Consider the following 25628-nt stretch of genomic DNA (forward strand, 5'->3'; position numbering starts at 1 on the left):
AAGGTGTACAACATGCCTTGCGGCGCATCCTTCAGGGTAGGACTCATAGGGCGTCCCCTCCCACGAGGCGCTCTCCTTTAATGCAATTTTTGCTCAGCGGCGTGTGTGACCGAAAAACAGCTTCCTGTTTCAGAGGTGGCTGCGCGATTGGGCGTGTTCGCCCTGCTAAAAGGACAGAGCGAATACCAATCAAAAGCGGGTTGAGGGCATTTCCTCAACCATAGAATCTCCCACCCTCGGCTAACTCGCTCGGGCAGGGTTACTACCTGCGAACGGATCCTGACTCAATTCACCGTGACAGCCGCATTCAACATCAACACCACAATCAAACCGACCACGGCTACGATGGATTGAACCACCGAAATGGTCTTGGTGGCTTCGCCCATAGTCATGCCGAAGGATTCCTTCACCATCCAGAAGCCCGCATGGTTCGCATAGTTGAAGAACAGCGAGCCACAGCCTATGGACAAGGCAAGCAGAGGCAGGTTGAGGCCGGGATCTGCACCTGCAAGCGGCGCCAGCAAGCCAGCAGCACCAACGATACCTACAGTGGCAGAACCGGTAGATACCGAGAGCAGCATCGCGATCAACCAACCCAAGATCAGCGGAGGGAACGCAGACTGCTGGATCAGGTGCACAATGGCATCGCCCACCTTGGCGCTGGTCAGCAGCTCCTGAAAGGCACCACCGCCGGCGATGATCATGATGATTGAGGCGATTGGCTTGAGGCTCTTGCCCAGGGATTCGCGCAATTGCCCCGCATCGCCGCCCCGCGCGAGTACCAGACTTGCTCCGGCGAACAGCACGCCCAGGAGCATGGCTATCAGGGGATTGCCCAAGAAACCAGCCATTTTCAGGATCGCATTGCCCTTGGGTAATACCATCTCAGCGACGGCATGAATCAGCATCAGGATCGCCGGTAGCAAGGCTGCCAGCACGCCAAGCCATACGCTGGTGCTTGGTTGATCGTCGGCTTTTTCAGCCAGGGTGAACTGATCCAGCAAAACCTGATCGGGCCGAGTGCTCATGCGCGGAGAAATGAACGCGCCATAAAGCGGGCCGCCTAAAATCATTGCTGGAATAGCCGCAAGGAAGCCATAGAGCATGGTGGGCCCGACCGAGGTTTTGAGCGCGGCGATGGCCGTCAAGGGGCCAGGGTGCGGCGGTACCATCCCGTGCATGGCTGCAAGTGCCGCAATCACCGGAACCCCCACATACACATACGCTGAACCTTTGAAGCGAGCCTGGCTTTCCAGCTTGCGAGCCACGCTGAATATCAGCGGCAGCATGATCACCAGGCCCACCTCGAAAAACATGGGAATGCCTATTACAAATGCAACCATCATCATGGCCCAAGGAATCATCCGATCCGATGTTCGCTTGAGGATGACCTCGGCGATCTGCTCTGTGACGCCTGCGTCAGCAAGAATTTTGCCTAGCATCGCTCCAAGCGCGATGACGATCCCTACTGCCCCCAGTGTCTTTCCGGCGCCGGTGATCAAGTGGGAGACGATGGTGTCTGGCTCCATACTGGTTGCAAAGCCAACGCCAACGGAAACGACTAGCAAGGCCAGGAGCGGGTGCATTTTGAGACGCGACACGATGAGCGCCACCAGCACGAGGACGCTCACCAATGCGGTCAGCAAGAGGTCTATATCTAAGGGAGTCATGAAAGGATCTCGGTTGGGCTGGCGTTCAAACTGCACTCAGTGTTGAAAGAGAAGTTTGAAACCGTAACGCCTGTCGGCGCACGCGATAAACCAAACAGCGTTTGGGTGCTTTCAACTTCGGCATTGGATGACGTGTTCATGGAATCTACTCTTGTCATTGGAATATGCTGCTGTTACACAGAATTTCTCGATGCGGCACGATAGGTTTTACTGCAACGTCGCACTTCTAACGTTCTGTATGTATTCGTTTAATTGGGTGAGTTGAATGGTCATCTGCAAATGCAGGCGCAAGTTTCAGCTTTCGCCTTTTGCAAAACCGAATAACCTTCGAGGCGCTTGCACCAGCAACGAATAGCTAACCTGCGTCGAACACTCCAGGGCTTGCAACTGATCGACTACGGTGCCGAAACCGACACTTTGCTCATGCTGCGTATGCGGCCAGTCGCTGCCCCACACCAACTGGCCGAGGCCGAAACTTTGTTCCAACAGCGGTAATGCCTTTCGAGCGAAATTGATGTTCTGTTGCGGCGTACCTCCCAAACGATAGATTCCCGATACCTTCATCCAGATCGAACCTTTCGATCCCAACTCCAGTAACTCGCAAAACCCGGGCTGATCGACACCCGAATTGGCATCCGGCCGACCAAAGTGATCAACCACCAACTTCAAACCGAACGGCATCAATTGATGGATCAGTCCCGGCAGATCCTTTACCTCCCGATGCAACTCGACATGCCAGTCAAGATCAGCAATGTGGCTGAAAAACTCTCTCCAGGCACTGTTACGAAAATCAGGTAACGCCTTACCCATCAGGTTCAAGCGAACGCCGACCACGCCCAAGTGATCCATGTCATTCAACGTGGCGCGACTGACGCCTGGTTCCAGCACAACCACGCCTCGCAACTGCTCCGGCGCCTGCCTCAACGCCGCCAGCAGGTAGCTATTGTCGGTGCCGAGAAAGCTCGGTTGAACCAATACGCAATGACTCAGACCATGAGCGTGCAAGTGCGTCAGATACTGCTCAAGCGTGGCGTCGTAATCAGGGGTATAGCGCCGTGCACCGACCAGATTCAGATCACGGCTAAACACATGAGCATGGGAGTCGATGCCGGTGATCGGCGTAGAACTGGTGTCAGTCATAGCGTTCATCTATAGAAGGTAAAGGGCATCAGGCCCGGGCGCTCTCGTTGCCATTGACCGTTGCTGGCACCGATGCACTCGAAGCTTCTAGGCTGCGTCCACGGGTTTCCGGCAGGCAAAGTGCCGCGACCACTGCCACGCCATAGGCAATCCCGGCGTCGATACCAATCGCAGACCCCAGGGACATGGAGTCGCTCATGTGACCGACCAGGAAAGGGAAGACTGCAGATAGCACCCGGCCAAAGTTGTAGCAGAAGCCCACACCGGCACCGCGTACATCCGCCGGGTACAGCTCGTTGAACAGTGCCCCAAGGCTCGCGGGAATACCGGCCGCGAAAAAGCCGAGCGGAAAACCAAGGAACAACATCTGGGTATTGGTCAGGGGCATGAACACATAACACTGCACAGTGACGACACAGCACAGCGCGAACAGGACGATGTTTTTACGACGGCCAATACGGTCGATCAAAAACCCGCTGACCACGCATCCACACCAAAAGGCCAGGATGATCACCGCCAGGTAGCCGCCAGAGTTGAGTACCGACAGGTTGCGTTCGGTCTTGAGAAACGTCGGCAGCCAGGTCATCACCGCGTGGTAACCACCGTGCGCCCCCAGGCCCAACAGACCACCGAACAACGTCACGCGGATCAGTTCAGGGCGGAAAATACCGGCCAGGGATTTGAAGAAGCTTTGCGGAATCGCGTTTTGCTTTTGCAGGCGCTGGAAACTGTCAGGTTCCTCGACATTACGCCGTACCCAGATGATCAGGAACGACGGCAGCAGGCCCACGATAAACATCACACGCCAGGCCATGTCTTGCGGGACGAAAGAATAAATCAGCGCAAACACGCCGACGGCCAGCCCCCAACCCACGGCCCAGGCACTCTGCACGGTGCCCATCACTTTGCCGCGATATTGAGGGTTGATGGTTTCAGCCATCAGCACCGCGCCGGCCGCCCACTCACCACCGATGCCGAAGCCTTGCAGTGCCTTGACGATCAACAGCTGATGAAAGCCCGTGACGAACGCGGACAGAAAGGTGAAGACCGAGAACCACACAATCATCCATTGCAGTGTGCGTACCCGGCCATAGCGGTCGGACAATGTCCCCCCTACCCAGCCGCCGATGGCCGAAGTGACCAGCGTGACCCCGCTGATCAGCCCTGCATCACCCTTGGTCAAGGCAAACGCGGCGATCAACGCCGGAATGGCCAGGCCGAACATTTGTACTTCCAGCGCGTCGAGCGACCATCCGCCGAAGCAGGCCCAAAACGTTTTGCGCTCCCGAGGAGTGACTTGGCGATACCAGCTGAACATGATTCTTATCCTTATAGGTGGAACGTGAGGCAGCCGAGAGCGAACCGCGCCGCTACGGGGCCAGTCATGAACACAAAACAATGAAGCCAGCGGCGAGCGTCTCGCCGCTTGACGATCCGCTACCCAGGCACGGGTTAACGAATCTCCACGCTGTAACGGAAGTGCTCAGCCTGCCCGCGAGAACGGCGCCACTCCAGCGGCGTACCGGCGTAATCCCGGGCCAGACGCTCGATCACCACCACCGGGCTGTTGACCGGGACCTGCAGCAATCGCGCGTGCACGTCATTGATCGACTCGGCGGTGAGGGTTTCTTCAGCAGAGGCGACAACCTGACCGCAGACCTCTTCATAGATCGGATACAGCAGCGGCCCTTTCAGACTCAGGTCGATCTCCAACAGTGGTTGGAAGCGATCGCGTGGCAGCCAGATTTCTTCGGCGAGCACCGGCTTAACATCAAGCAGTCGCACGCGGACGATGCGAATGACTGGCGCTTCGGGAGGCAGCCCCAAGGCCTGTGCCACCGCCGAGGGCGCAGGCACAGGTTCAATCGACAGGATGCGACTTTCCGGTACCTGGCGCTCGCCGGCAGCGGTTTGAAAACGGAAGAACCGAAATAGCGAAGACTGGAATTGCGGTCGCCGAATGAAGGTACCTCGACCCTGTTGCCGCTCCAGAATGCCCTCACTGACCAAGGCATCGACCGCTTTGCGCACGGTCCCCGTGGACAATTGGTATTCGGCCGAAAGCGCGGCTTCGGTGGGAATGGCTTCCCCTGGACGCCAGCGATTATTGGCGATCTGTTCAGCCAATTGATCACGCAAGCGTTGGTAAAGCGGCAGGCGGACATCACTGGAGAGAGCATTCATCGACTTTATTCACCTTGTTATCTAGTCATATATATGAATATTGGTGCGAGTATTTCCCCAGATCACTTGCCTGTCAAGGAGCGGCAAGGCACCTTGCTGACGAATGGCGGGGTGACACCGAGTCAAGTCGAATTAAGTCTTGGTCATGGATGCAGAGGCAGGGTGTGAACATTCGGCGCCCGAGAAAAAAGGCCCGGAGCAGACTGTGTGAAAACGCAGTGAAGGCCAGCCCAGCAAACGCCCCGACTTGTTCGGGGCGTTTGTTTTTTGTGCGGGCCGTATCCCTACCGTCCGCTTTTTTTCGTGGCACGCCCATCGACGCTCGAACCTTCGTTCGATCCTGCTAACGATCTAAACCTTGGCTAGCTCAACCGCATCAAGACCGGCGCAGCGGATTTCATCTACCGAGCACCCAAGGACTTTATAGATCTCAGAAATCACCTGCATCGTTGCGTCTTCGATCGTGCCTTCATTACGGCATAGAACCCAGCCGTGATCCGCAATCGCTCGTTCGAACGCGTTGGTACAAGCGACCTGTTCCTCCAGCTTATGGATGACCGTACTGCTCAACCCACGCTGTCGTGCCGCAGCCCTGGCCCATGAAATATCAGGGTCGGTGACAACCCCGACATGCAGGTCTGGCACTTGCACGTTTCGATCAATGTTTAACTGCAGGATCTCTGCAAACGGGATTATCCGGCGAAACGCCGCATCTGACGGGTACCAGCGATCGATCAGGATGATGCTGCCCGGTGGCTGTTTAGTCAGCACATGCCGGGAAATCCAGTTGCGGCTATCAGCAAGGCGCTCACAAACCGCCCACTCCAGATCCCGAGCGGGATTTCTGACGAGCTTGTTAACGAGGGCCATTGTTTCACCCCTATAGGGATCGCTTTTTTTCTCGCAAAGTCGGATCACCATTTTGTTGTCGGCGCGCAGCACTTTCGTAACGGCCTCCAACAGCGTGGTTTTGCCGGTTCCCTTGGGCCCATCGAGTGAAACAAACAGCGGAGGATTCATTCTTCAAATAACGATTGGTATACGTTTTTTTGCCCGGTTCGTTCGCTGTAACCGCTTGGCGCGACGTTGCGAATCAAGTGGAGGGACCTTATGAACTGACATTCGATGAGCACTCTAACCCGGATTCTGGCTAATAGTTCTCAGAACCAGGTTCTCTTCCAACCAGCCTAACCTGCGTTCGATGATGTTGCGCTGGTCGCAATGGCGTCGCAGGCGCTCAGCGTCGTAGCCCTTGTCCGCCAGCGACCAGCCTGGTTCATCGCCCGATTGAGCCGTTTCAGACTCGACCGGGTGACACGATGATTTTGACGTTGTGCTCCTTGTTGTTCACCAGCTCCTCGAAGCCCTGCCCCACGATCTGCTCCAACTGAATGCGCCCCGTCACCAGCGGCGTGATATCCAGGCGGCCATCCGCGATAAAAGCGATCACATCGGCGAACTCACCGTTGTAGGCCAGCGCACCCAGCACCTGTTTTTCGGTCGCCACCAGCTCGAAAAAGTTGAACTCGCTGGGCTCCTCGAAGATCCCCACCAGTACGCACTTGCCGGCTTTGCGGATCAGATCGATCGCGAGCTTGGCCGTGTGTTTGTTGCCGATGCATTCGAAGCTGACATCCGCCCCGAGCCCACCCGTCAGGCGCCGCACTTCAGCCAAGGCATCGCATTCCTTGGGATCAAGCACATGGGTTGCCCCCACTTCCAGGGCCTTGGCCTTGCGCGCCCCAGACATTTCCAGAGCGATCACCTGAGCCGCGCCGGCAGCCTTGGCGCACATGATGGTGCATAAGCCAATGGTGCCCGCACCCACGACGACAACGTTCTGCCCGAGCAGGCTCCCGGCTTTTTTCACCGCGTGCATGCCCACCGCCAGAGGCTCGATCAAGGCCCCGGCTTCTGCAGGAAAGTTCGCCGGCAACTTGTACAACAGATTCGCCGGCACGTTGACCCGTTCGGCGAAGGCACCATTATTCATCAGTCCGGTAAAGGCCAGGTTCTCGCAGATGTTGTACAGCCCGTGGGTGCAGTAGTAGCAGGTACCGCAGTGCTGGCAGGCATCGGCCGCCACCGGTTCGCCGATGCTGAAACCCTGAACACCGGCACCGAGCTCGACGATTTCGCCACAAAACTCGTGACCGAGAATGCACTGGCCCTTGATTCCGGTCAGTGGGTGCGGCGCATCAACCGGTATGAACACCGGCCCGGCCACGTACTCGTGCAGATCGGAACCACAAATTCCGCACCATTGCACACGGATCTGCACCCAACCGGCCGGTGGCGCCATTGGCAGCGGAACGTCTTCGACACGAATATCGTGGCGGCCGTGCCAGACAGCGGCACGCATACTGCGTTGAGGATTGCTCGGAAGGCTCATAGCGACATCTCCTTGAAATAGTGACTCCTGGCAGCCCGCGAGAGGCCGCCAGGAGGGGCGTCAGTGCTGTTGCACAAACTTCAGAATCAATTGGTTGACTTGCTCGGCGGCTTCCATCTGCACCATGTGCGCCTGACCTGGCAGGACCTCGACCTGGGCCTTCAGCCCGGCGCTATGGTTCGCTGGAATAATCGCGTCGTCACTGCCCCAGATCAGCAATACCGGCTGCTCGCAGTCCTGCACCACGCCCCGCAGATCGAGCTGCTGAGATCCTTCCTTGAACAAGCCTGAGACCAGCAGGCGCAGGGCCGCGCCCACGCCCTCCAGGCGCTTGTACTTGAGCATGTCTTCGAGCATCTGCCGGTTGACCAGATCGGGATTGGAGAACAGTTTCACCAACTGTGTCTTGAGGGCATTGCGGTTGGCCGCCTCGACAAAACCTTCCAGGTAATCGCCGTTGATGCCCGCCCCCAGACCTGCGCTGCCGATCAAGGTCAAGCTCCGTACCCGCTGCGGTTCCAGGCGCGCAATGTTCAGCGACACCGCTCCGCCCATGGAATGACCCACCAGATGCGCTGCCGGAATGTCCAGGTGATCCAGCAGCGCCAGCACTGCGCTGCTCAGCTCATCCAGGTCTCCGCGCTCCAGTTGTTTGGTCGACTCGCCATGGCCTGGCAGGTCCAGAGCAACCACCCGACGCCCGGCAGCCAATGCTTCATGATTGAACATCCAGTTGTTCAGGTCACCGCCAAAGCCGTGCACCAGCACCAATGGCACCCCGCCTTCGCCGCGCTCGAAGTAACGGATCAACCGCCCGTCCAGCTCGACCTTCTGCGGCGTCGGCCCCTGGTCTTCCTCAGCGCTGCCCCCAGGCACGAACGTGGCCTGAAACTGCTCGATAACCGCGTCGATCTCGACCTCGCTGGCCTCGCCATCGACCACGATGCCGAGTAACGCACCCACCGCGAGGGTTTCGTCCTGGCGGGCGATCTGCCGACGAAGCACCCCCGAAAAAGGCGCCTCGACACTGCTGGAGATTTTGTCGGTTTCGACGTCCAGCACTTCGTCGCCCTTTGCGATGGCCTCGCCTTCTTCCTTGAGCCAGACATCGACCCGGCCCTCCGTCATGGACAGGCCCCACTTGGGCATGGTCAAGGTATGGATCTGGCTCATGAACGCTTGCTCCACTCGATCAGTTTGAGCACGGCGTTCTCGATCTTCGCCGCGTCGGGAATGTAGAGGTCTTCCAGGGCGTCAGAGAACGGTACCGGCGTATGCGGTGCAGTCACCATCTCGATCGGCGCCTTGAGCGAGGCGAATGCTTTTTGCGCCACCAAAGCCGAAATATCAGTCGCCATGGAGCAACGCGGGTTGGCTTCGTCGATGACCACCAGGCGTCCGGTCTTCTCCACACTTTCCAAAATACTGTCTTCGTCCAGCGGGCTGGTGGTGCGCAAGTCGATCACCTCGCAATCGATGCCACGCGCGGCCAGATTGCGGGCAGCGTCCATCGCGGTGTTGACCGTGCGGCCATAGGAGACCAGCGTCACATCCTTGCCATCACGCAGGAAGTTGGCTTCGCCGAAGGGGATGGTATAGAGCTCCTGCGGTACTTCACCCTGCATGCTGTAGAGCAATTTGTGCTCACAGAAGATCACCGGGTCGTTGTCGCGGATCGCCTGGATAAGCAAACCTTTGGCGTCATAAGGTGACGACGGGCAGACCACTTTCAGCCCTGGAATGTGAGTCCACAATGAGGTCAGCATCTGCGAGTGCTGGGCGGCGGCCCGCAACCCGGCACCGACCATCGTGCGGATTACCAGTGGCGTGGACGCCTTGCCGCCGAACATGTAGCGAAACTTGGCCGCCTGATTGAGGATCTGGTCCAGGCAGCAACCGGCGAAGTCGACGAACATCAACTCACACACCGGGCGCACGCCGCAGGTCGCGGCGCCCACGGCAGCACCGACATAGCCCAACTCCGACAATGGCGTGTCCAGCACCCGTCCCGGGAATTGGTGATAGAGGCCCTTGGTCACGCCCAGCACCCCGCCCCAGGCGTCGTTTTCACCGGGGGCACCGGCACCGCCGGCGACGTCCTCCCCCATGATGAACACGCTGGGATCGCGGCGCATTTCCTGGGCCAGCGCTTCGTTGATTGCCTGCTGATAACTGATTTTTCTCGCCATGATGAAGGTCTCGATTCTTGTTATGGGGGCGTTCAGGGATAGGAAACGTAGACGTCGGAAAGCAGGTCGGCCGCGCTCGGCTTGGGGTCGGACTTGGCCTTACGCACGGCGTTCTCGATCAGCAGGTCCACCTCGCTGTCGATCTGGTCCAACTGGCTGGCCTGCACCCGCCCGGCGCGGATGACGCGATCACGGAACTGCATCAAACAATCGTTGTGCTCGCGGAAATGCTTGACCTCGTCCGGCGCCCGATAGGTCTGGGCATCGCCCTCAAAGTGACCGTAATAGCGAGTCAGTTTGACCTCGATCAGCGACGGCCCCTCCCCGGCCCTGGCCCGTTCCACGGCGGCACCGGCGGCTTCGTGAACGGCGAAGAAGTCGAAACCGTCCACCGTGACGCCGGGCATGCCGAAACCGGCTGCGCGGTCGGCGATGTGATCGCAGGCCACCGACCAGTTGGAGGCCGTGGCTTCGGCGTAACCGTTGTTCTCGGCAATGAACAGGCACGGCAGATTCCACACCGAGGCCATGTTCATCGCTTCGAACACCGCCCCTTCGTTGGAACCACCGTCGCCAAAGAACACCACCGCAACACTGTCAGTGCCCTTGAGTTTCGCAGCCAGCGCCGCGCCCACGACCAGCGGCGCACCGGCCCCCACAATGCCATTGGCACCGAGCATGCCCTTCTCGAAATCGGCGATGTGCATGGAGCCGCCTTTGCCTTGGCAGACCCCGGTTTTCTTGCCGTAGATCTCGGCCATCATCCCGTACACATCGACGCCTTTGGCGATGCAATGGCCGTGACCACGGTGGTTGGAGGCAATGCAATCGTCATCCCCCAAGTGGGCCATGACCCCGGCGGCCGAGGCCTCTTCGCCGGCATACAGATGGACAAAACCGGGAATCTCACCGGTGGCAAATTCCACGTGCAGGCGCTCTTCAAAGACGCGGATGGTGCGCATCACCTGATAGGCATGCAGCAATTGATCAGCGGTCAGCTGTGTCGACATTTTTATTCTCCAGGGTGTCTTGTGATTCAAGGTTCAGAGGGTGTTGCGGGTGCTCGCTACCGATGGCCAGTAGTCGCTGTTGCGCGGCATGGGCCAGGGTCGCATTGACATCGATGCTCAGCGGACCGCCGGCATCGAGAGTGACCGTGGGCCGGTCATGGGCGTTGAATTCGATCTCGCGCTCGCCATCCAGAGCGAGGGTTCCGCTGGCCAGGCACAGACGATGGGCGACCCCGGGTTCAAGGCTTCCGGCCGCGAGTACACCGCAGCCTTGCAGCAGGCCTGGAGCCAGAGGCACCAACAGCGCTTCGGGCGATCGTGCATCGAGTCGCATCCAGGCTCCCCCAGGCGCCTGACGTGACACGGGAAACCACAAGCCGCAAAGGGCCGAGATGCCAATGGACTGAGGTTCGGCGAAGGTCACAAAGACCTCGGCCAGATCGGCCCCGCGACTGATGGCCCGTGCGCCGACAAAGGGCAGCGAGGACACCGCCACGTCCACCAGGGCCATCTCGCACAGGCCACGACTCGGTTCGCGCACAAGCAAGCGTTTGTTGCGGCGCAAGGCGATCTCGGGCGGGATCCGCCCACTGACAAACAGCCCGCCGGCCAACCCGGCGCTGGTGGCTTCACGTAATTCCGGGAAGGCGTTATTGGTGCCGGTGGACAGCGTCAGCAGCGGAATGTCGCCCACTTCAGCGGCCACCGCCTTGTGAGTGCCGTCACCGCCCAGCACTGCAATCAGCGCAACACCGCGTTCAGCCATCCAGCGTGCCGCGAGGCGGGTGTCCTCGACGCTTTGGCGCAGGGTCAGGTCGAGGAACTCCAGGGCCGGCCAGTGGCTGCTGCGCGCCTGGCGGCCGTGGCTGTTTTTCAGCACGGCGGCGGCAATCCCGGTCATGTCCGTGGGCATCAGCACCCGTTCGACACCCGTGGCGCCAAAGGCCGCCAGCAAGCGCTGGATCACCGAGACCTTGTCGGTGCTGGAAAACAACCCGGCGTTGGCGGTCAGTCGCCGCACGTCGCGGCCGGAGGCCGGGTTGGCAATGATGCCTACGGTCAGCGGCGCACGACTCATGACGCCACCATCGGCAGATCAAGGAAAGGGTTTCGGCAGGACATCGGGCACCTCTTTTTATTATTGGGTGGCCAGTCGGGCTGGTTGCCAGAGCTAGAGCAAGGCCGGTGCCAGGTCTGCAAAAACGCCTGAAAAAGCCCGCCGTAGAGCGTTCCGGTGGTCACCCATGAGTGGCCCGAATCAATTCCGAATGAGACGCGTCATGTCAGACTGCACGAGGTGGCGGCGAGACGCTGAGACGTCGCGTCTCACCGCCGGCCCCGGTTGCCTCGACACTTGTCTGTGACCCATGAACGGCGCTTAATAGCCGCACAACTAAAAGAAGATGGAACCGGAGGCCTTAATGCTTTCCGCACACTCAAAGGCGCATGTGGATTGCGTCAGCCGTGTTTTGAAAAATGCCGGACATTTGCCGCAGCTGCCTGTGTCGGACCTGATTCTCGACTCCTGGCGCCGCTCCATGGAGCAACACCACCTGGATCCCGGCTCGCTACAAGGACCACGGATCCTCTCGCAGAACGTGCTGCAGGAATGCCGCGAGCGCTCCGAGTTGTTCTTGCGCATCGCCAGTGAAGAAGTCGCCCGCCTCCACGGTCGGGTCCGCGATGCCGACTACTGCGTCCTGCTCACCGACGCTCAGGGCCAGACCATCGATTACCGCGTCGAATCCTCCATCCGCAATGACTGCCGCAAGGCCGGTCTTTACCTCGGCACGTGCTGGTCGGAGGGTGAGGAAGGTACGTGTGGCGTGGCGGCGGTACTGACTGCGCGAACGCCGGTCACCGTCCACAAACGCGATCATTTTCGCGCCGCCTTCATCGGACTCACCTGCTCGGCCGCGCCGGTCTTCGACCCCAAGGGGGAACTGCTCGGGGTGCTCGATGTGTCGGCGGTGCGCTCACCCGACGACCGCCGCTCCCAACACCTGATCCGGCAGATGGTGGTGCAGAGCGCGCGTGAAATCGAACAGGCATTTTTCATGAGCAGCGCCCAGGGCTACTGGGTGCTGCGAGCCCACAGCAGCCCAGGCTACGTCGACAGCCAACCCGATTACTTGCTCGCCTGGGACGACGACGGCTGCCTGCAGGCATTGAACCCTGCTGCGCGGCAATGGCTGTTGCACAGTTTTGGTCAACTGCCGGAACACATTGGCCAAGTGTTCGATCAGCAGTTGCTGCATCGGATCAGAGACGAGTCGCTGTGCCTGTTGCACAGCCAGGATGGCCACACGCAAGTGCACGGTCGTCTTAACATGCCACGGCGGGTGAAGCGCAACGCTTCACGACTGGCACTGACACCCGCCGAACTCGACCCGCGACTGGAAGAAAGCCTGCGTCTTGCCGTGCGGGTTAAAGACCGCAACCTGCCGGTGCTGATCCAGGGCGAGACCGGCTCCGGCAAGGAAGTCTTCGCCCGTCAGTTGCACCAAGCCAGCCAGCGCCGCGAGCGGCCGTTCGTTGCGTTGAACTGCGCGGCGATCCCCGAGAACCTGATCGAAAGCGAATTATTTGGCTATGTCGCCGGTGCCTTCACAGGTGCCTCGAGCAAGGGCATGCAAGGCCTGCTGGAACAGGCCGATGGCGGCACTCTGTTTCTCGATGAAATCGGCGACATGCCCCTGCCCTTGCAAACACGGCTGCTGCGGGTTCTTGCAGAGGGTGAAGTGGCGCCTCTGGGAGCTTCACGCAGCAGAGCGATCGACCTTCAGGTCGTCTGCGCGAGCCACCGCGACCTGGAAGGACTGGTCGCCTCGGGTGAGTTTCGGGAAGACCTCTACTTTCGTTTGAATGGTGCGCGCTTCCAGTTACCGCCGTTGCGCGAGCGTAGTGACCGGTTGGCGCTGATCAACCGGATTCTCGATGAGGAATCGACGCTTTGCGCGGAACCGATGCAACTGGGAGGTGCGGCTCTGGAATGCCTGCTTGGCTACCGCTGGCCAGGTAACGTACGTCAGTTACGGCATGTGCTGCGTTATGCCTGCGCAGTGTGCGATTCAAACCTGATTCAGGTCAGCCATTTGCCCGAGCAGTTGCAAGATCACCGACTTGATGGACCAACCATCGATGGCTGTGCGAGCCCGGAACGTCAGGCCCTGCTCGACGCCTTGGTGCGCCACCGCTGGAAACCCACCGCCGCTGCCAAGGCATTGGGTATCTCACGGGCAACCCTGTATCGGCGGGTGCATCAGCACGGGATCGACATGCCTGGCAGAAGCCAGGTGTAAGCCTGTCACGACCCGTGGCGTGAAAGTACCCGGCGCCTCAGCGGCCTGATCGCGATTCCGTCGACTCGATTTTCCGATTTGTCCCGAATATTTCTTGGAATGTGCGGGAGGTTTTTCGCTTTTTCAGCTTGCTGAAACGATTCATCAAGTCTATAAAAATGGCACAACTCCAAGAAAGGCTGCTGTCATGACCCCGCTCAAACTCTTTGTTGCCCTCAGCGCACTGTCCGCTGCGTCCCACGCCATGGCCTGGGATTACGTCCTTCTAGACACCGACAAAGCCGCCCAGGACTGGCAGATCACCAGCCAGCAACTCGGCGTAAAAACCGACAAACCCTTCAGTGTCGCCCTGCGCACCTTGCACGGCGGTCGGCAGGAAGGCGTCAGCATCGTCGACATCGATAACGGCACGATGAAACTCTCGGTCGTGCCGACTCGTGGAATGAACGTCTTGCACGCCTCGGTCGGCAATGTGCGCATGGGCTGGGATTCGCCGGTCAAGGAAGTGGTCAATCCGGCTTTTATCGAACTCAATGGCCGTGGCGGTCTGGGCTGGCTGGAAGGTTTCAATGAGCTGGTCACCCGCTGCGGATACGAATGGGTAGGCCACCCCGGCGTCGACAACGGCGAACTGCTGACCCTGCACGGTCGGGCCGCCAACATTCCTGCGAACACCGTCACCCTGCACATCGATGAAAAACCACCGTACGCCATCACCCTGCGCGGCGAATTGAAAGAGCAGGCGTTCAAGAAGGCCGACTTCTCTGTTGCGACCGAACTGGTCACCGAACCCGGCAGCGTAGTGTTCGCCCTCAACGACACCCTGACCAATAACGGTGACTATCCGAAGGAATACCAGGCGCTGTATCACAGTAACTTCAGCACCCCGTTCCTGGAGCAAGGCGCTCGTTTCGCCGCGCCGGTGAAACAGGTGTCACCGTTCAACGACAAGGCCAAGGGCGATCTGCCCGACTGGCAAACCTACCGCGCACCGACCAAGGACTACGACGAAACGGTTTACAACGTGGTGCCGTATGCCGATGCCAAGGGCGATACGTTGACCGTGTTGCATAACAAGGCCGGCAGCCTGGGTGTTTCGGTCGGTTTCAACACTCAGACACTGCCCGTGTTTTCTCTGTGGAAAAACACCGATACCCAGGGCCAGGGCTATGTCACGGGGCTGGAGCCGGGGACAAGTTTTTCCTACAACCGCCGTTATCAGCGACCACTGAACCTGGTACCGACCATTGGGCCGAAGGAACACAAGCAGTTCCGCATCAGCTACAGCTTGTTGGCGGATAAGGCGGCCGTGGATAAGGCCTTGAAGCAGGTGAGCGAGATTCAGGGGGGGCGCGAGACTGAGGTGCGGCAGACGCCGCTGGTTGATCTGACCAAGGGGTGACACCGGCTAGATCATTGTCGGCCGATATCGCCGCGCCTCGGCCAAATGTTCGCGCCTGATCCACTCGGCTTGCTCAAGGTCCATCAGTGTGTGCGACCTTGAGCGGTCGATGGGCTGCTTGCAACGACACTGTTAAACGCTCCACACGAATGCGGCCTGTTCATCCTGTGATGGCCTATTGAACGGCCACCCGGTGTAATATCCAGTACCCCGTACACCGGGCTGACAAAAACAAAAACGAGATGACGTGGCCCTGTCGCAGGGCGCGCCATTGATGCAGTTGAGGAGCGGTAATGATGGCGAAACTCCAGGCGGCCAGGCCCCCTGCAGGACGTTCGACGAATGAACAACGGCCGGTGAAAACCGTCGGCTTTCTGGTCATCCCCAACTTCACCACCATCGGCTTCGCCTCGGCCGTGGAAACCCTGCGCATGGCCAATCTGGCAGCGCGTCAGACGATGTTCCGCACGGTCATCATCGCCGCCAGTCTGGACCCGGTGACGGCCAGCAACGGCATGCGCATCCTGCCTGACTACACCATCGCCGATGCGCCCAGGCTCGACATGCTGTTCGTGGTCGGATCAAACCCGATCGTCTCCAATCACAGCAGCCGACCGCTCATCAACTGGTTGCGCAAACTGGCGCACGATCAGGTGCCGCTGGGCGGGATTTGCACCGGCAGCCACTTGCTGGCTCGCGCCGATTTACTCAAGGGCTATCGCTGCACGATTCACTGGGAAGACATCGAAGCCCTGAAGGAGCGTTTCCCGGGGATCATTATTTCCAACCAGCTGTTCGAGCTCGACCGTGATCGCTACACCTGTTCCGGTGGCGTGGCGTCCATGGACATGACCCTGCAATTGATTGCCCGCGAACCGGGTGGTCGTGAAATCGCGGCCCATGCGGCCGAGTTGCTGTTGTGCGATCGGGTACGAGGGGCTCAGGAGCAACAGCGTGTTCCATTGCGGCAAAAGCTGGGCACTTCGCAGCCCAAGCTCAGCCAGATGGTGGCGATCATGGAGGCCAACCTTGAGGAGCCGGTAGGCCTGGAGGAACTGGCGCGGTTGAACGAGGTATCGGTCCGCCAACTGGAGCGTCTGTTCCACAAGCATCTGCAACGCACACCGAGTCAGTACTACCTGGAACTGCGCCTTTCACGGGCACGCCAATTACTGCTTCGCAGCGAATCGCAGGTTCGTGACATTGCCCTCGCCTGCGGCTTCGTTTCCCCGGCGCACTTCTCCAAGTGCTACAGCCGTTTCTTCGGTGTATCGCCCATTGGTGAGCGTAAACAAGTCGCTGCCGCACATTAGTGCGGCAAACGATGCAATTGCTCGCGAAACCGCGCGGACGCTAAAGAGTGATGTGGGTGGGACTGGGCTCTTCGCGAGCAAGCTCGCTCCCGCATTTGATCTTTGTGAACATCGATTCGACATCCACTGAAGATCCCCTGTGGGAGCGAGCTGGCTGGCGATGGCGTCCAAGCGTTCGCCGAGTGCAGGTCAGTCCTGCAACGCCTTATGCGCCGTTTCCCGACTCGCCAGCATGGCAATCAAGGCCACCGCCGCTGCCGCCAGCAGGTACCAGGCCGGGGCCATTTTGTTGCCGGTCAGTTGAATCAGCCAGGTGGCGATAAACGGCGCGGTGCCACCGAACACCGCGTTGGCGATGTTGAAGCTGAAGGCAAATCCGCTGAAGCGTACGCGGGTGGGGAATATCTCGGCGAGGAAGCACGGCAAGGTACCGTCATTCATGGCCAGGATCGCGCCGAACGCAATCTGGATCATCAGAATCACGATCAGCGGTTGATTCTCGAGCATCCCGAACAGCGGAAATGTCAGCAGCAGGAACAACACCGAAGCCGTCAGCAACATGGTCTTGCGCCCGAACCGGTCCGACAGCTTGCCCATCAGGAAAATCAGGCCGATGTAGGTGGCCAGCGACACCGTCGACGCCAGGAACGAATCACTCTCGGTCATGCCCATTTCGGTGGACAGGTAGGTCGGCATGTAGCTGAGCAACAGGTAGAACGCCACAGCATTCAGGCAGGTCACGCCGATCCCGATGATCACGCTGCGTCGATGCACCGTCAGCAATTCGCGAATCGGCGCCGGGGTTGCGCACTCCTTCGCCTCCAGGCGTTTCTCCATCTCAAGGAACTTGGGCGTGTCCTGCAGGCTCATGCGGATATAGCGCCCCACCAGGCCGAATGGCGCGGCCAGCAGGAAGGGTAAGCGCCAGCCCCAGCTGTGCAGGTCCTCGACACTCATCCATGAATGCAAGCCGGCCACAAACACCGCGCCGAACAGCAAGCCGGCCGCCGTACTGGCCGGGACGATGCTGGTGTACAAACCGCGTTTGCCCTCAGGGGCATATTCGGCGAGAAAGGCCGAGGCTCCGGCGTATTCACCCGACGCGGAGAAGCCCTGGAACAAGCGAATCAGCAACAACAATGCCGGTGCCCACAGGCCGATATGGTTGTAGGTCGGCAGAATGCCGATGCAGAAGGTCGAGACAGACATGATCAGGATCGACCAGGACAACGCACTGCGCCGCCCGTACCTGTCACCGAAGTGGCCCCAGACCAGTCCCCCCAGCGGGCGGACGATAAACGACAGCGCGAACACCGCGAACGTCGCCAGCAACGCGGTGGCCTTGTCGGTTTGCGGAAAGAACGTCAGGGCGATGACCGTGGCGAGATAGCCGTAGGCCGCGTAGTCGAACCATTCGACGAAATTACCCATGAAACTGGCACTGGCAGCGCGGCGCAGGGCCTTGCGCTCGGCGGTCTGTTCTAATTTCTGGGCCAGGGTCGGCGTCAGGCTTGCGCTTTGGGTACTCATTGGCCACCTCCAATGCTGGCGGTGAGTTGATCGTAATGAGAAGTCGGGACTAAGAACATGACATATACCCTCTATTGTTGTACTTGGCAGGGTTAAGGGTCAGTGGATGCTGCGCGCTCTGGGTGCGCATGCGTTTTTTTTCGGTTTGACTCGGTCGCCGGAAAGCTGTTTGGCCGCACATCAAAATCAAACGCCGCACAGGATCACTGTGCGGCGCAAGGTCTTACTTTTTGATGATGTTGTGTTCCGGGCCATACGGGAACTTGGTGATGTTTTCCCCGCCCTCCTCGTTGACGATCAGTATGTCGTGTTCACGATAACCGCCCGCACCCGGAAGGCCTTCGGGCAGCATGATCATCGGTTCGATCGAAACCACCATCCCCGGCTCCAGAACGGTGTCGATGTCTTCGCGCAATTCCAGCCCTGCTTCGCGACCGTAGTAGTGGCTCAGGGTCCCGAAGGAGTGACCATAGCCGAAGGTGCGGTATTGCAGCAGATCGTGTTCCAGGAAGATCTCGTTCAACTGCAACGCGATGTCGCAGCAGCGCATGCCCGGCTTGATCAGTTTGAGACCGGCCTCGTGCACCTTGACGTTGACTTCCCACAGGCGCAAGTGCTCGTCAGAGCAGTGGTCCAGGAACAAGGTGCGTTCCAGGGCCGTGTAGTAACCGGCGATCATCGGGAAACAGTTGAGGCTGAGAATGTCGCCCTTGTTGACCTTGCGCGAGGTGACCGGGTTATGCGCGCCGTCGGTGTTGATGCCGGACTGGAACCAGGTCCAGGTGTCCATCAGTTCGGACTCGGGGAAGGTACGGGCGATTTCGCGCACCATGGCCTGAGTGGCGTGCAGGGCCACTTCGTATTCCGGAACCTGATCACGCAAGGCTTCGACGATGGCAGCACCACCGATGTCCGCTACACGGGCTCCCTGACGGATGATCGCGTGTTCCTCGGCGGACTTGATCATGCGCATGCGCATGCAGGGGGCGGCAACGTCCACCAGTTCGGCCTGCGGATAGCGGCTGGCGAGTTTGTCGCGATTGAGCAGGTTCAGATGGTCGAACTCAATGCCGATGCGTCCGGCCTTCGGTAAGGCCTGCTGGATCGCGACGAAGAAGTTGTCGCGCTGCCAGTCGGTGTAGACGATGTTTTCCGTGCCGACGGTGCGGCGCCATGGCTGACCGCCGTCGATGTTGGCGCTGATGGTCACGGCGCTGTCCTGGGTCACCACCAGCGCGTATGAGCGACCGAACGAGCAATAGAGGAAATCACTGTAGTAGTTGATGTTGTGGTAGGACGTGAAGACGGCTGCGTCGATGTTGTTCTGCGCCAGATAAGCCCGCAATTTGGCCTGGCGGTTGGCATATTCCTGAGCGGAGAACGTCGGGGTGGTTTTTTCGCCGTTCTTGATCTGGATGGTTTTCGGCATTTGCATGTCATTTATCCTTGTCATTGTTTGAGCTACAGAAGGCGCCAATCTGGCGGGCCGCTGAAGATCATTCGAACAGATGCAAAGTGTGGTTTTTTGTGCGAATCCGACCTGTAATTGACCATATCCGCTGTTTGCGACGGCACACCTGAAGACCACGGCGACAGAACGCAAAATGCCCCCGGCAAGCGCGATACAGGCGCTTGGCGGAGGCATTGGCAAAAGGCTTGTGTGTCAGTGGGACAACGAAGGGGCTCGCGACCGGACCGGTGCCATGCGCAAGGAGGCCGGAGCACCCTGGGCCTTTGCAGGCAGGTTCATGCCCATGTGCTCGCGAGGGTGTGCGCCGAAGTACTGGCGATAGCAACGAATGAAATGTTGCAGCGAAACGAATCCGCACGCCCCAACGACAGTCGCCAGGGTCTGTTCACCGTCGCGCAATAACTGTCGCGCCCGTTGCAGGCGCAAATCCAGGTAGTGCCTGGACGGCGAACAGCCCAGGCTGCTTTTGAACAGCCGTTCAAGGTGTCTGCGGGAAACGCCCATGGTCTCGGCCAGTTCATCGATCCCCAGCGTTCGGCACAAGTGCTCGTTCATCAATGCCAGTGTTGCCTGAAGTTTTGCCGGGGCCTCATGCATGGGCAGCAGCGGCCGGGACTGGCGTGCTGCGTATTTTTCCATTCGCAGGATCAGGCCACGACCGTGGGTCCGGCCGATCACTTCGTGCATCAACCCCTGGACGGCCTGCGGACCGACGCAGGTCAACCGTTGGCGATCGACACAAAACGGCGCGGCTACCGGAGTCAACTCGCTATAGGCCGCCATCTTCATTGAAGGGTCTGGCTCGGGCAGGCTGCAACGGAACCCATCAAGGGCGCCAATCTTCGCCAGCAGCCATCCGGCATTGCCCAAGGCTCCCAGGCCTATCGGTTGTGCTGCCCAGTGGCGCAGCCGAGTGCACAGGGCCGGATGATCCGTCCGAAGAGGCAAGTCATCGCCGCCACAGAGGATTAACACATCCAGCGGCAGCGCTTGATCCAGTCGCGCAGTGGCGGTTGCGATGCCGTTACTGGCATGCAACTGCTGACCCTCCAGGCTAAGGATCTGCCACTGGCAGACACGGCGCCCTGCTATCTGATTGGCCAGCCGCAGTGGCTCCAGTGCATTGGCCAGGGCATAAAAGTCAAAGGCTTCCACCAACCAGAAACCTATCTGCAGCACTGGCGTCCGGAGCCGCTCGGATTCGGTCAATGGCAGCATGTTCCACGCTCCCGTTGGCCAAGGGCTTTGATAACCATGTCGATCTCCACGCCGCGTCAAAGGTGGCAGCAATGCACCTGATTGTCGGTGCCCGAGGGGAGCTGGGTTTGTCAGATTTCGACTCCTGAATGCTCGCCACTGCCAAGGGCAAGCCGGGGTCATGAGTGTCAATGCGTCCCGATCACTATCAGGCACAAGCGAATTGCATTAACAATGAAACACTTGGCTCGACGCCGGAAATGGCCAGACTCGACCTTTTGCGCCCCCCTCCCGATCAAAGCCAATCGTCACCGCTGCACGGTCGGTATTTTTTTGAACCAGAATTGCTTTGGATCACTGGTATCCAAAGCAATGCTAGCTACGCTTGCTTCATCGACCTTGAGGGAGCATCGGCATGGGCGGCGTGAAATTTTCCAGCGGTTTCGGCCTGCCAGTTGCCAGTTTGCTGGGGATTTTCGTCCTGTTGGGCGGCTGCGGCAAAGAACCGGATTCCCCGGCGCGCAAGCCGCCTGAAGTGACAGTCATGACGGTCACCGCTCGCGACACGCCGGTGACTTTTGAATTTGTCGCCCAGACCCAGAGTTCCCGCGAGGTGGAAATCCGTGCCCGCGTGGCCGGCTTTCTGGACAAACGACTGTACACCGAAGGCGATCTGGTGAAAGCCGGGCAGACGCTGTTCCAGATGGACCGTAAACCCTTTGAAGCCGCGCTGGTGTCGGCCCAGGGTCAACTGGCCCAGCAGCAGGCCCGCTGGGAAGTGGCCAAGGCTACCCTGGCCCGGGTCAAGCCACTGGCGGCGCAGAATGCGGTCAGCAAGATGGACCTGGACAATGCCGTCGGCAACGAGCGTGAGACCCGTGCCGCCGTATTGGCCGCAGAGGGTACTGTGCGCACCGAGCAGTTGAACCTCAGCTACACCACCATCACCTCTCCCCTCACCGGACTTTCCAGCTATGCAAAGAAGCAGGAAGGCAGTTATGTGACGCCAGGCGAGTCGGGGTTGCTGACGTCGGTGTCACAGATGGACCCGATGTACGTCAACTTCAGCCTCTCGGAAAACGAAACCCTGAAGTACCGCGACGAAATCGCCGCCGGCCATCTCATTTTCCCGCCGCGCAGTGAATTTACCGTTGAAGTGGTCCTGGCGGACGGCACCTTGTTCCCCAACACGGGCAAGTTGAATTTTCTGGCGCCTGCCTACAGCCAGGGCACCGGCACCTTCCTGGTTCGCGCCGTGTTCGCCAACCCCAATGGCCTGCTCCGTCCCGGTCAGTTTGTGCGGGCCCTGGCCAAAGGCGCCTCAAGACCCAACGCCATTCTCGTGCCGCAAAAGGCCGTGCTCGAAGGTGCCAAGAGTCACTTCGTATGGGTCCTCAATGCCGAAGGCAAACCCGAGCAACGGGTGGTTGAAGTGGGCGATTGGCAAGGGGACAACTGGTTCATCAACAAGGGCCTGCGGGCTGGCGAGCGCATCGTGGTCGATGGCGCGATCAGGGTCACGCCGGGCGGACCATTGAACATAGTCGATGCACCTGGTGCCGCGTCAACAGGCGCAGCCGATGGGCAAGCGGCAAAAGCCAATGGCGGGAAAAGCCAATGAGCATTTCCCACTATTGCATCGATCGGCCCATCTTCGCCTCGGTGATCTCCATCATCATCACCCTGGCCGGTGCAGTGGCCATGCTCAAGCTGCCCGTTGCGCAGTACCCGGACATCACGCCGCCACAGATTACGGTGGCGGCGACCTACCCCGGTGCCGATGCGCAGGTCGTGGCCAATAACGTCGCCGCGCCCATCGAGCAACAGGTCAACGGCGCCGACAACATGATCTATATGAACTCGTCGAGCTCCGCGACGGGCAACATGACCCTCAACGTGTTCTTCGAAATCGGCACCGATCCGTCGCTGGCCCAGGTCGACGTGCAGAACCGGGTCAACCTGGCCTTGCCGCAACTGCCCTCCGCCGTGCAGAGCCAGGGCATCCAGGTACAGAAAAAATCCTCGGCGTTCATGATGGTGCTTGCGGTGTATTCCCCCGGCGACCGCTACGACAGCACCTACGTCGCCAACTACGCCAACCTCTATATCCTCGATGCGATCAAGCGCATTCCGGGGGCGAACCAGGCCAGTATCTTCGGTACGCCGGACTACGCCATGCGGATCTGGCTCAAGCCCGACCGCATGGCCCAGTTGGGCATCACCGCCGCCGATGTGCAGAAAGCCGTGGCCAATCAGAACCAGCAGTTCGCCGTGGGCCGGGTCGGTCAGTCGCCAACGGGGCAACCCGTGGAGCAGTCGTTTGCCGTGACCACCAAGGGACGCCTGACCGAGCCATCGGAGTTCGAGAACATCATCCTGCGCGCCAGTAACAACGGCGCTGCCATCGTTCGACTCAAGGACGTCGGGCGCGCCGAACTCGGGCAAAAGGACTATTCCCTGCGCAGCACCTATCAGGGCCGGCCAGCGACATTGATCTCCGTGTACCAGCAACCCGGCGCGAACGCCCTCGACGTTTCCGCGGCGGTGACCAAGACCCTGTCGGACATGAAGGCCACGTTTCCCGAGGGCATCGAGTACAAGATCGTGATGGACACCACGGCCTTTACCCGTGCTTCGATTTCCGAGGTGATCCACACCTTCTTCGAAGCCTTGGTGCTGGTGGTCATCGTGGTCTACATCTTCCTCCAGAGCCTGCGAGCGACGCTGATTCCGGTAATCGCGGTGCCAGTGTCGATTGTCGGCACCTTCATCGGCATGTCCGCCCTCGGATTTTCGGTGAACATGCTGACATTGTTCGGCATGGTGCTGGCCATCGGTATCGTGGTGGACGACGCGATCGTGGTGATCGAAAACGTCGAACGCAACATGCATGTGCACAAGATGACGCCCAAGGACGCGGCAAAACGGGCGATGGATGAAGTGGCAGGCCCGGTGGTGGCTATTGTGCTGGTGCTGTGCGCGGTGTTCATTCCGGTGGCGTTCATGGGCGGTATCACCGGTCAGCTCTATAAACAGTTCGCGATCACCATCGCCATTTCCGTGGTGATTTCCGGCCTGGTCGCCCTGACCCTGTCCCCTGCCCTGGCCGCCCTGCTGCTCAAGCCGCAGCACGGTGACAAGAACGCCTTTTTCCGCTGGTTCGAACGCAATTTCGAGCGCATGACCGAGGGCTATTCACGCTCGGTGGCCTTCATGATCAAGCGCTTCGTGCTGGCGTTGCTGCTCTTTGCCGGCATGGTCGTGCTGATCCTGTTGATGGCTCAGCGTATCCCCAGCGCGTTCCTGCCACCGGAAGACCAGGGCTACTTGCTCGGCGCGGTGATCATGCCCGACGCCGCCAGCCTGGATCGCACCGGAGAAGTGGGCAAAGTAGCCAGTGATTTCTTCATGAACGACGAGGCCGTCGAAGGTGTTGCGATTGTGAACGGCTACAGCCTGCTCGACGGCCAGAACAAGAACAATGCCGGTGCATTTTTCGTCGGCTTCAAGGATTTCGAGGGGCGTTACAAAGACTCCGAAACCATCAAGGCACAAAGCGCCTCGGCGGTGATTCAGAAAGCCGCGCGGGCGTTTTCCACGGTTCAGGGCGGGATCATTTTGCCGGTCAACCCACCGTCCATTCCCGGCCTGGGTACCACCGGCGGCATGGAGGTCTGGGTGCAAAGCAAGGGCGACGGCAGTGTCGGTCAACTGGCGGAACTGGTCGCCAATCTGGTGGCGAAGGCCAAGACACGTCCTGAGCTGGGTGTCATCACCTCCACCTTCAATGTGTTTTCCCGTCAATTGATGGTCGACGTCGATCGGGAGAAAGCGGAATCCCTGGGCGTGCCGGTCGAAGATGTCTACAGCGCGATGCAGACCATGTTCGGCTCGCTCTACATCTCGCAATTCAACAAGTTCAGTCGCCTGTGGCAGGTGATTTTGCAGGCCGAACCGGAGTATCGCTTAAAGGCCGAGGACCTGCAGGAGATCTTCGTGCGCAGCAAAAACCTCGACATGGTGCCGCTCAAGGCCTTGCTGACCACCCGCTACGTCACCGGCCCCGACCTGCTGACCCGTTTCAACAACTTCCCGGCGGTCAAACTCACGGCGAACCCCGCACCGGGCTATAGCTCCGGCCAGGCACTCAAGGCCCTGGAAGAAATCAGCGCGGAAATCATGACCAATGACTATGCGCTGGCCTTGAGCGGCGAGGCATTCGAGGAGAAAAAGAGCGGCGGTGCCTCCTCCCAGGTGTTCATCTTCGGCCTGGTGATGGTGTTCCTGATCCTCGCGGCGCAGTACGAAAAGTGGTCGCTGCCCGTGGGTGTGCTGCTGGCCGTACCCTTTGCCTTGTTCGGCGCCCTGCTCGCCGTCCTGCTTAGGGGCTTGAGCAACGACGTCTACTTCCAGATCGGCTTGACCATGCTGGTGGCGCTGGCCGCCAAAAACGCCATCCTGATTTTCGAGTTTGCGGTACTGAACCGGGAAACCGGCATGTCGGCCTACGACGCCGCGATGACCGCCGCAAAAGAACGTCTGCGCCCTATCGTGATGACGTCCCTGGCGTTCATCCTCGGCTGCGTTCCGCTGGCCATCGCCGTCGGTGCCTCGGAGAACAGCCGCCACTCCATTGGTACCGGGGTGATTGGCGGCATGCTGGCGGCGACGGTGATCGCGATCTTCTTCATCCCCATGTTCTATTACCTGATAGAGCGAATGTTCGGGGAAAAGGACAACGCCCAAAAGGCTGCCAAGCCGCCGGCACTGACGCAGGCTCCGACGATTCCCGACGGCGCGGCACAAAACCGACATGAGGGGGATTGAG

The 25628-nt window shown here is 59.6% G+C and carries 20 protein-coding genes and 1 pseudogene; 6 read left to right on the top strand and 15 right to left on the bottom strand.

What is annotated here, in order from left to right:
- Positions 1–284 precede the first annotated feature (284 nt).
- From ACGJAX_RS21890 to ACGJAX_RS21940, 11 genes are all read right to left on the bottom strand, one after another.
- Positions 285–1670 (bottom strand): gluconate:H+ symporter, encoded by a 1386-nt coding sequence (locus tag ACGJAX_RS21890; protein WP_390956139.1) that lies wholly within the window; start codon positions 1668–1670, stop codon positions 285–287.
- Positions 1667–1810 carry a hypothetical protein gene (locus tag ACGJAX_RS21895; protein WP_390956140.1) on the bottom strand — a complete coding sequence of 48 codons (144 nt, stop codon included), beginning with the start codon at positions 1808–1810 and terminating at the stop codon, positions 1667–1669. The genes ACGJAX_RS21890 and ACGJAX_RS21895 overlap by 4 nt, the downstream gene beginning before the upstream one ends.
- A gap of 154 nt (positions 1811–1964) precedes the next feature.
- The gene (locus ACGJAX_RS21900) at positions 1965–2810 is read right to left on the bottom strand and encodes an amidohydrolase family protein (RefSeq protein WP_390956141.1); all 846 of its coding nucleotides are present in this window, start codon (positions 2808–2810) and stop codon (positions 1965–1967) included.
- 28 nt (positions 2811–2838) lie between these two features.
- Positions 2839–4128: an MFS transporter gene (locus ACGJAX_RS21905; protein WP_390956142.1), complete on the bottom strand. Its 1290-nt coding sequence runs from the start codon at positions 4126–4128 to the stop codon at positions 2839–2841.
- Between the two features lie 134 nt (positions 4129–4262).
- Positions 4263–4994 carry a UTRA domain-containing protein gene (locus tag ACGJAX_RS21910; protein WP_390956143.1) on the bottom strand — a complete coding sequence of 244 codons (732 nt, stop codon included), beginning with the start codon at positions 4992–4994 and terminating at the stop codon, positions 4263–4265.
- 351 nt (positions 4995–5345) lie between these two features.
- Entirely contained in the window at positions 5346–6014 is a 669-nt protein-coding gene (locus tag ACGJAX_RS21915; protein ID WP_390956144.1) for an AAA family ATPase, read from the bottom strand.
- A gap of 277 nt (positions 6015–6291) precedes the next feature.
- A complete protein-coding gene (locus ACGJAX_RS21920) occupies positions 6292–7356 on the bottom strand; it encodes a 2,3-butanediol dehydrogenase (protein WP_247257131.1) in 1065 nt (354 codons plus the stop codon).
- 90 nt (positions 7357–7446) lie between these two features.
- On the bottom strand, positions 7447–8559 hold the full coding sequence (locus tag ACGJAX_RS21925) for an acetoin dehydrogenase dihydrolipoyllysine-residue acetyltransferase subunit (protein ID WP_390956145.1): 1113 nt from the start codon (positions 8557–8559) through the stop codon (positions 7447–7449).
- Complete coding sequence (locus tag ACGJAX_RS21930; protein WP_090321669.1) at positions 8556–9575, bottom strand: alpha-ketoacid dehydrogenase subunit beta; 1020 nt, start codon at positions 9573–9575, stop codon at positions 8556–8558. Before ACGJAX_RS21930 ends, ACGJAX_RS21925 begins: the two co-directional genes overlap by 4 nt.
- Positions 9576–9607: 32 nt before the next feature.
- Positions 9608–10585: a thiamine pyrophosphate-dependent dehydrogenase E1 component subunit alpha gene (locus tag ACGJAX_RS21935; protein WP_247257054.1), complete on the bottom strand. Its 978-nt coding sequence runs from the start codon at positions 10583–10585 to the stop codon at positions 9608–9610.
- Positions 10563–11663, bottom strand: a complete 1101-nt coding sequence (locus tag ACGJAX_RS21940; protein ID WP_390956146.1) for an NAD(+)/NADH kinase — start codon at positions 11661–11663, stop codon at positions 10563–10565. The genes ACGJAX_RS21935 and ACGJAX_RS21940 overlap by 23 nt, the downstream gene beginning before the upstream one ends.
- A gap of 343 nt (positions 11664–12006) precedes the next feature.
- Here ACGJAX_RS21940 and ACGJAX_RS21945 point away from each other — a divergent pair, with 343 nt between their 5' ends.
- Both ACGJAX_RS21945 and ACGJAX_RS21950 read left to right on the top strand, forming a co-directional pair.
- Positions 12007–13887, top strand: a complete 1881-nt coding sequence (locus ACGJAX_RS21945; protein WP_390956147.1) for a sigma 54-interacting transcriptional regulator — start codon at positions 12007–12009, stop codon at positions 13885–13887.
- 187 nt (positions 13888–14074) lie between these two features.
- Positions 14075–15289 (top strand): DUF4432 family protein, encoded by a 1215-nt coding sequence (locus ACGJAX_RS21950; protein ID WP_390956148.1) that lies wholly within the window; start codon positions 14075–14077, stop codon positions 15287–15289.
- A gap of 6 nt (positions 15290–15295) precedes the next feature.
- Here ACGJAX_RS21950 and ACGJAX_RS30520 read toward each other — a convergent pair.
- Positions 15296–15431: pseudogene (locus tag ACGJAX_RS30520) on the bottom strand (Mg chelatase-like protein); the annotation flags it as partial.
- Positions 15432–15585: 154 nt separating this feature from the next.
- Between ACGJAX_RS30520 and ACGJAX_RS21955 the strand changes: the two are divergent.
- A complete protein-coding gene (locus ACGJAX_RS21955) occupies positions 15586–16602 on the top strand; it encodes a GlxA family transcriptional regulator (RefSeq protein WP_090327303.1) in 1017 nt (338 codons plus the stop codon).
- A 189-nt stretch (positions 16603–16791) separates the two neighbouring features.
- On the opposite strand, the gene ACGJAX_RS21960 is transcribed toward ACGJAX_RS21955, so the two are convergent.
- The 3 genes from ACGJAX_RS21960 to ACGJAX_RS21970 all read right to left on the bottom strand — a co-directional run bounded on the left by ACGJAX_RS21960 (position 16792) and on the right by ACGJAX_RS21970 (position 20821).
- Positions 16792–18132: an MFS transporter gene (locus ACGJAX_RS21960; protein ID WP_248914921.1), complete on the bottom strand. Its 1341-nt coding sequence runs from the start codon at positions 18130–18132 to the stop codon at positions 16792–16794.
- A gap of 223 nt (positions 18133–18355) precedes the next feature.
- Positions 18356–19567 carry a M24 family metallopeptidase gene (locus tag ACGJAX_RS21965; RefSeq protein ID WP_390956149.1) on the bottom strand — a complete coding sequence of 404 codons (1212 nt, stop codon included), beginning with the start codon at positions 19565–19567 and terminating at the stop codon, positions 18356–18358.
- 228 nt (positions 19568–19795) lie between these two features.
- Entirely contained in the window at positions 19796–20821 is a 1026-nt protein-coding gene (locus tag ACGJAX_RS21970) for a helix-turn-helix domain-containing protein (protein WP_390956150.1), read from the bottom strand.
- 170 nt (positions 20822–20991) lie between these two features.
- Between ACGJAX_RS21970 and ACGJAX_RS21975 the strand changes: the two genes are divergently transcribed.
- Genes ACGJAX_RS21975 through ACGJAX_RS21985 form a run of 3 tightly spaced genes read left to right on the top strand, consistent with a single transcriptional unit; the run spans position 20992 to position 25627 of the window.
- Complete coding sequence (locus ACGJAX_RS21975; protein ID WP_247257060.1) at positions 20992–21228, top strand: hypothetical protein; 237 nt, start codon at positions 20992–20994, stop codon at positions 21226–21228.
- Positions 21216–22421 carry an efflux RND transporter periplasmic adaptor subunit gene (locus tag ACGJAX_RS21980; RefSeq protein WP_390956151.1) on the top strand — a complete coding sequence of 402 codons (1206 nt, stop codon included), beginning with the start codon at positions 21216–21218 and terminating at the stop codon, positions 22419–22421. The genes ACGJAX_RS21975 and ACGJAX_RS21980 overlap by 13 nt, the downstream gene beginning before the upstream one ends.
- Positions 22418–25627, top strand: coding sequence for an efflux RND transporter permease subunit (locus ACGJAX_RS21985; RefSeq protein WP_090321647.1), 3210 nt, complete (start codon positions 22418–22420; stop codon positions 25625–25627). Before ACGJAX_RS21980 ends, ACGJAX_RS21985 begins: the two co-directional genes overlap by 4 nt.
- Position 25628 lies beyond the last annotated feature (1 nt).

The organism is Pseudomonas moorei (assembly GCF_042846945.1).
GTDB classification, from domain to species: domain Bacteria; phylum Pseudomonadota; class Gammaproteobacteria; order Pseudomonadales; family Pseudomonadaceae; genus Aquipseudomonas; species Aquipseudomonas moorei.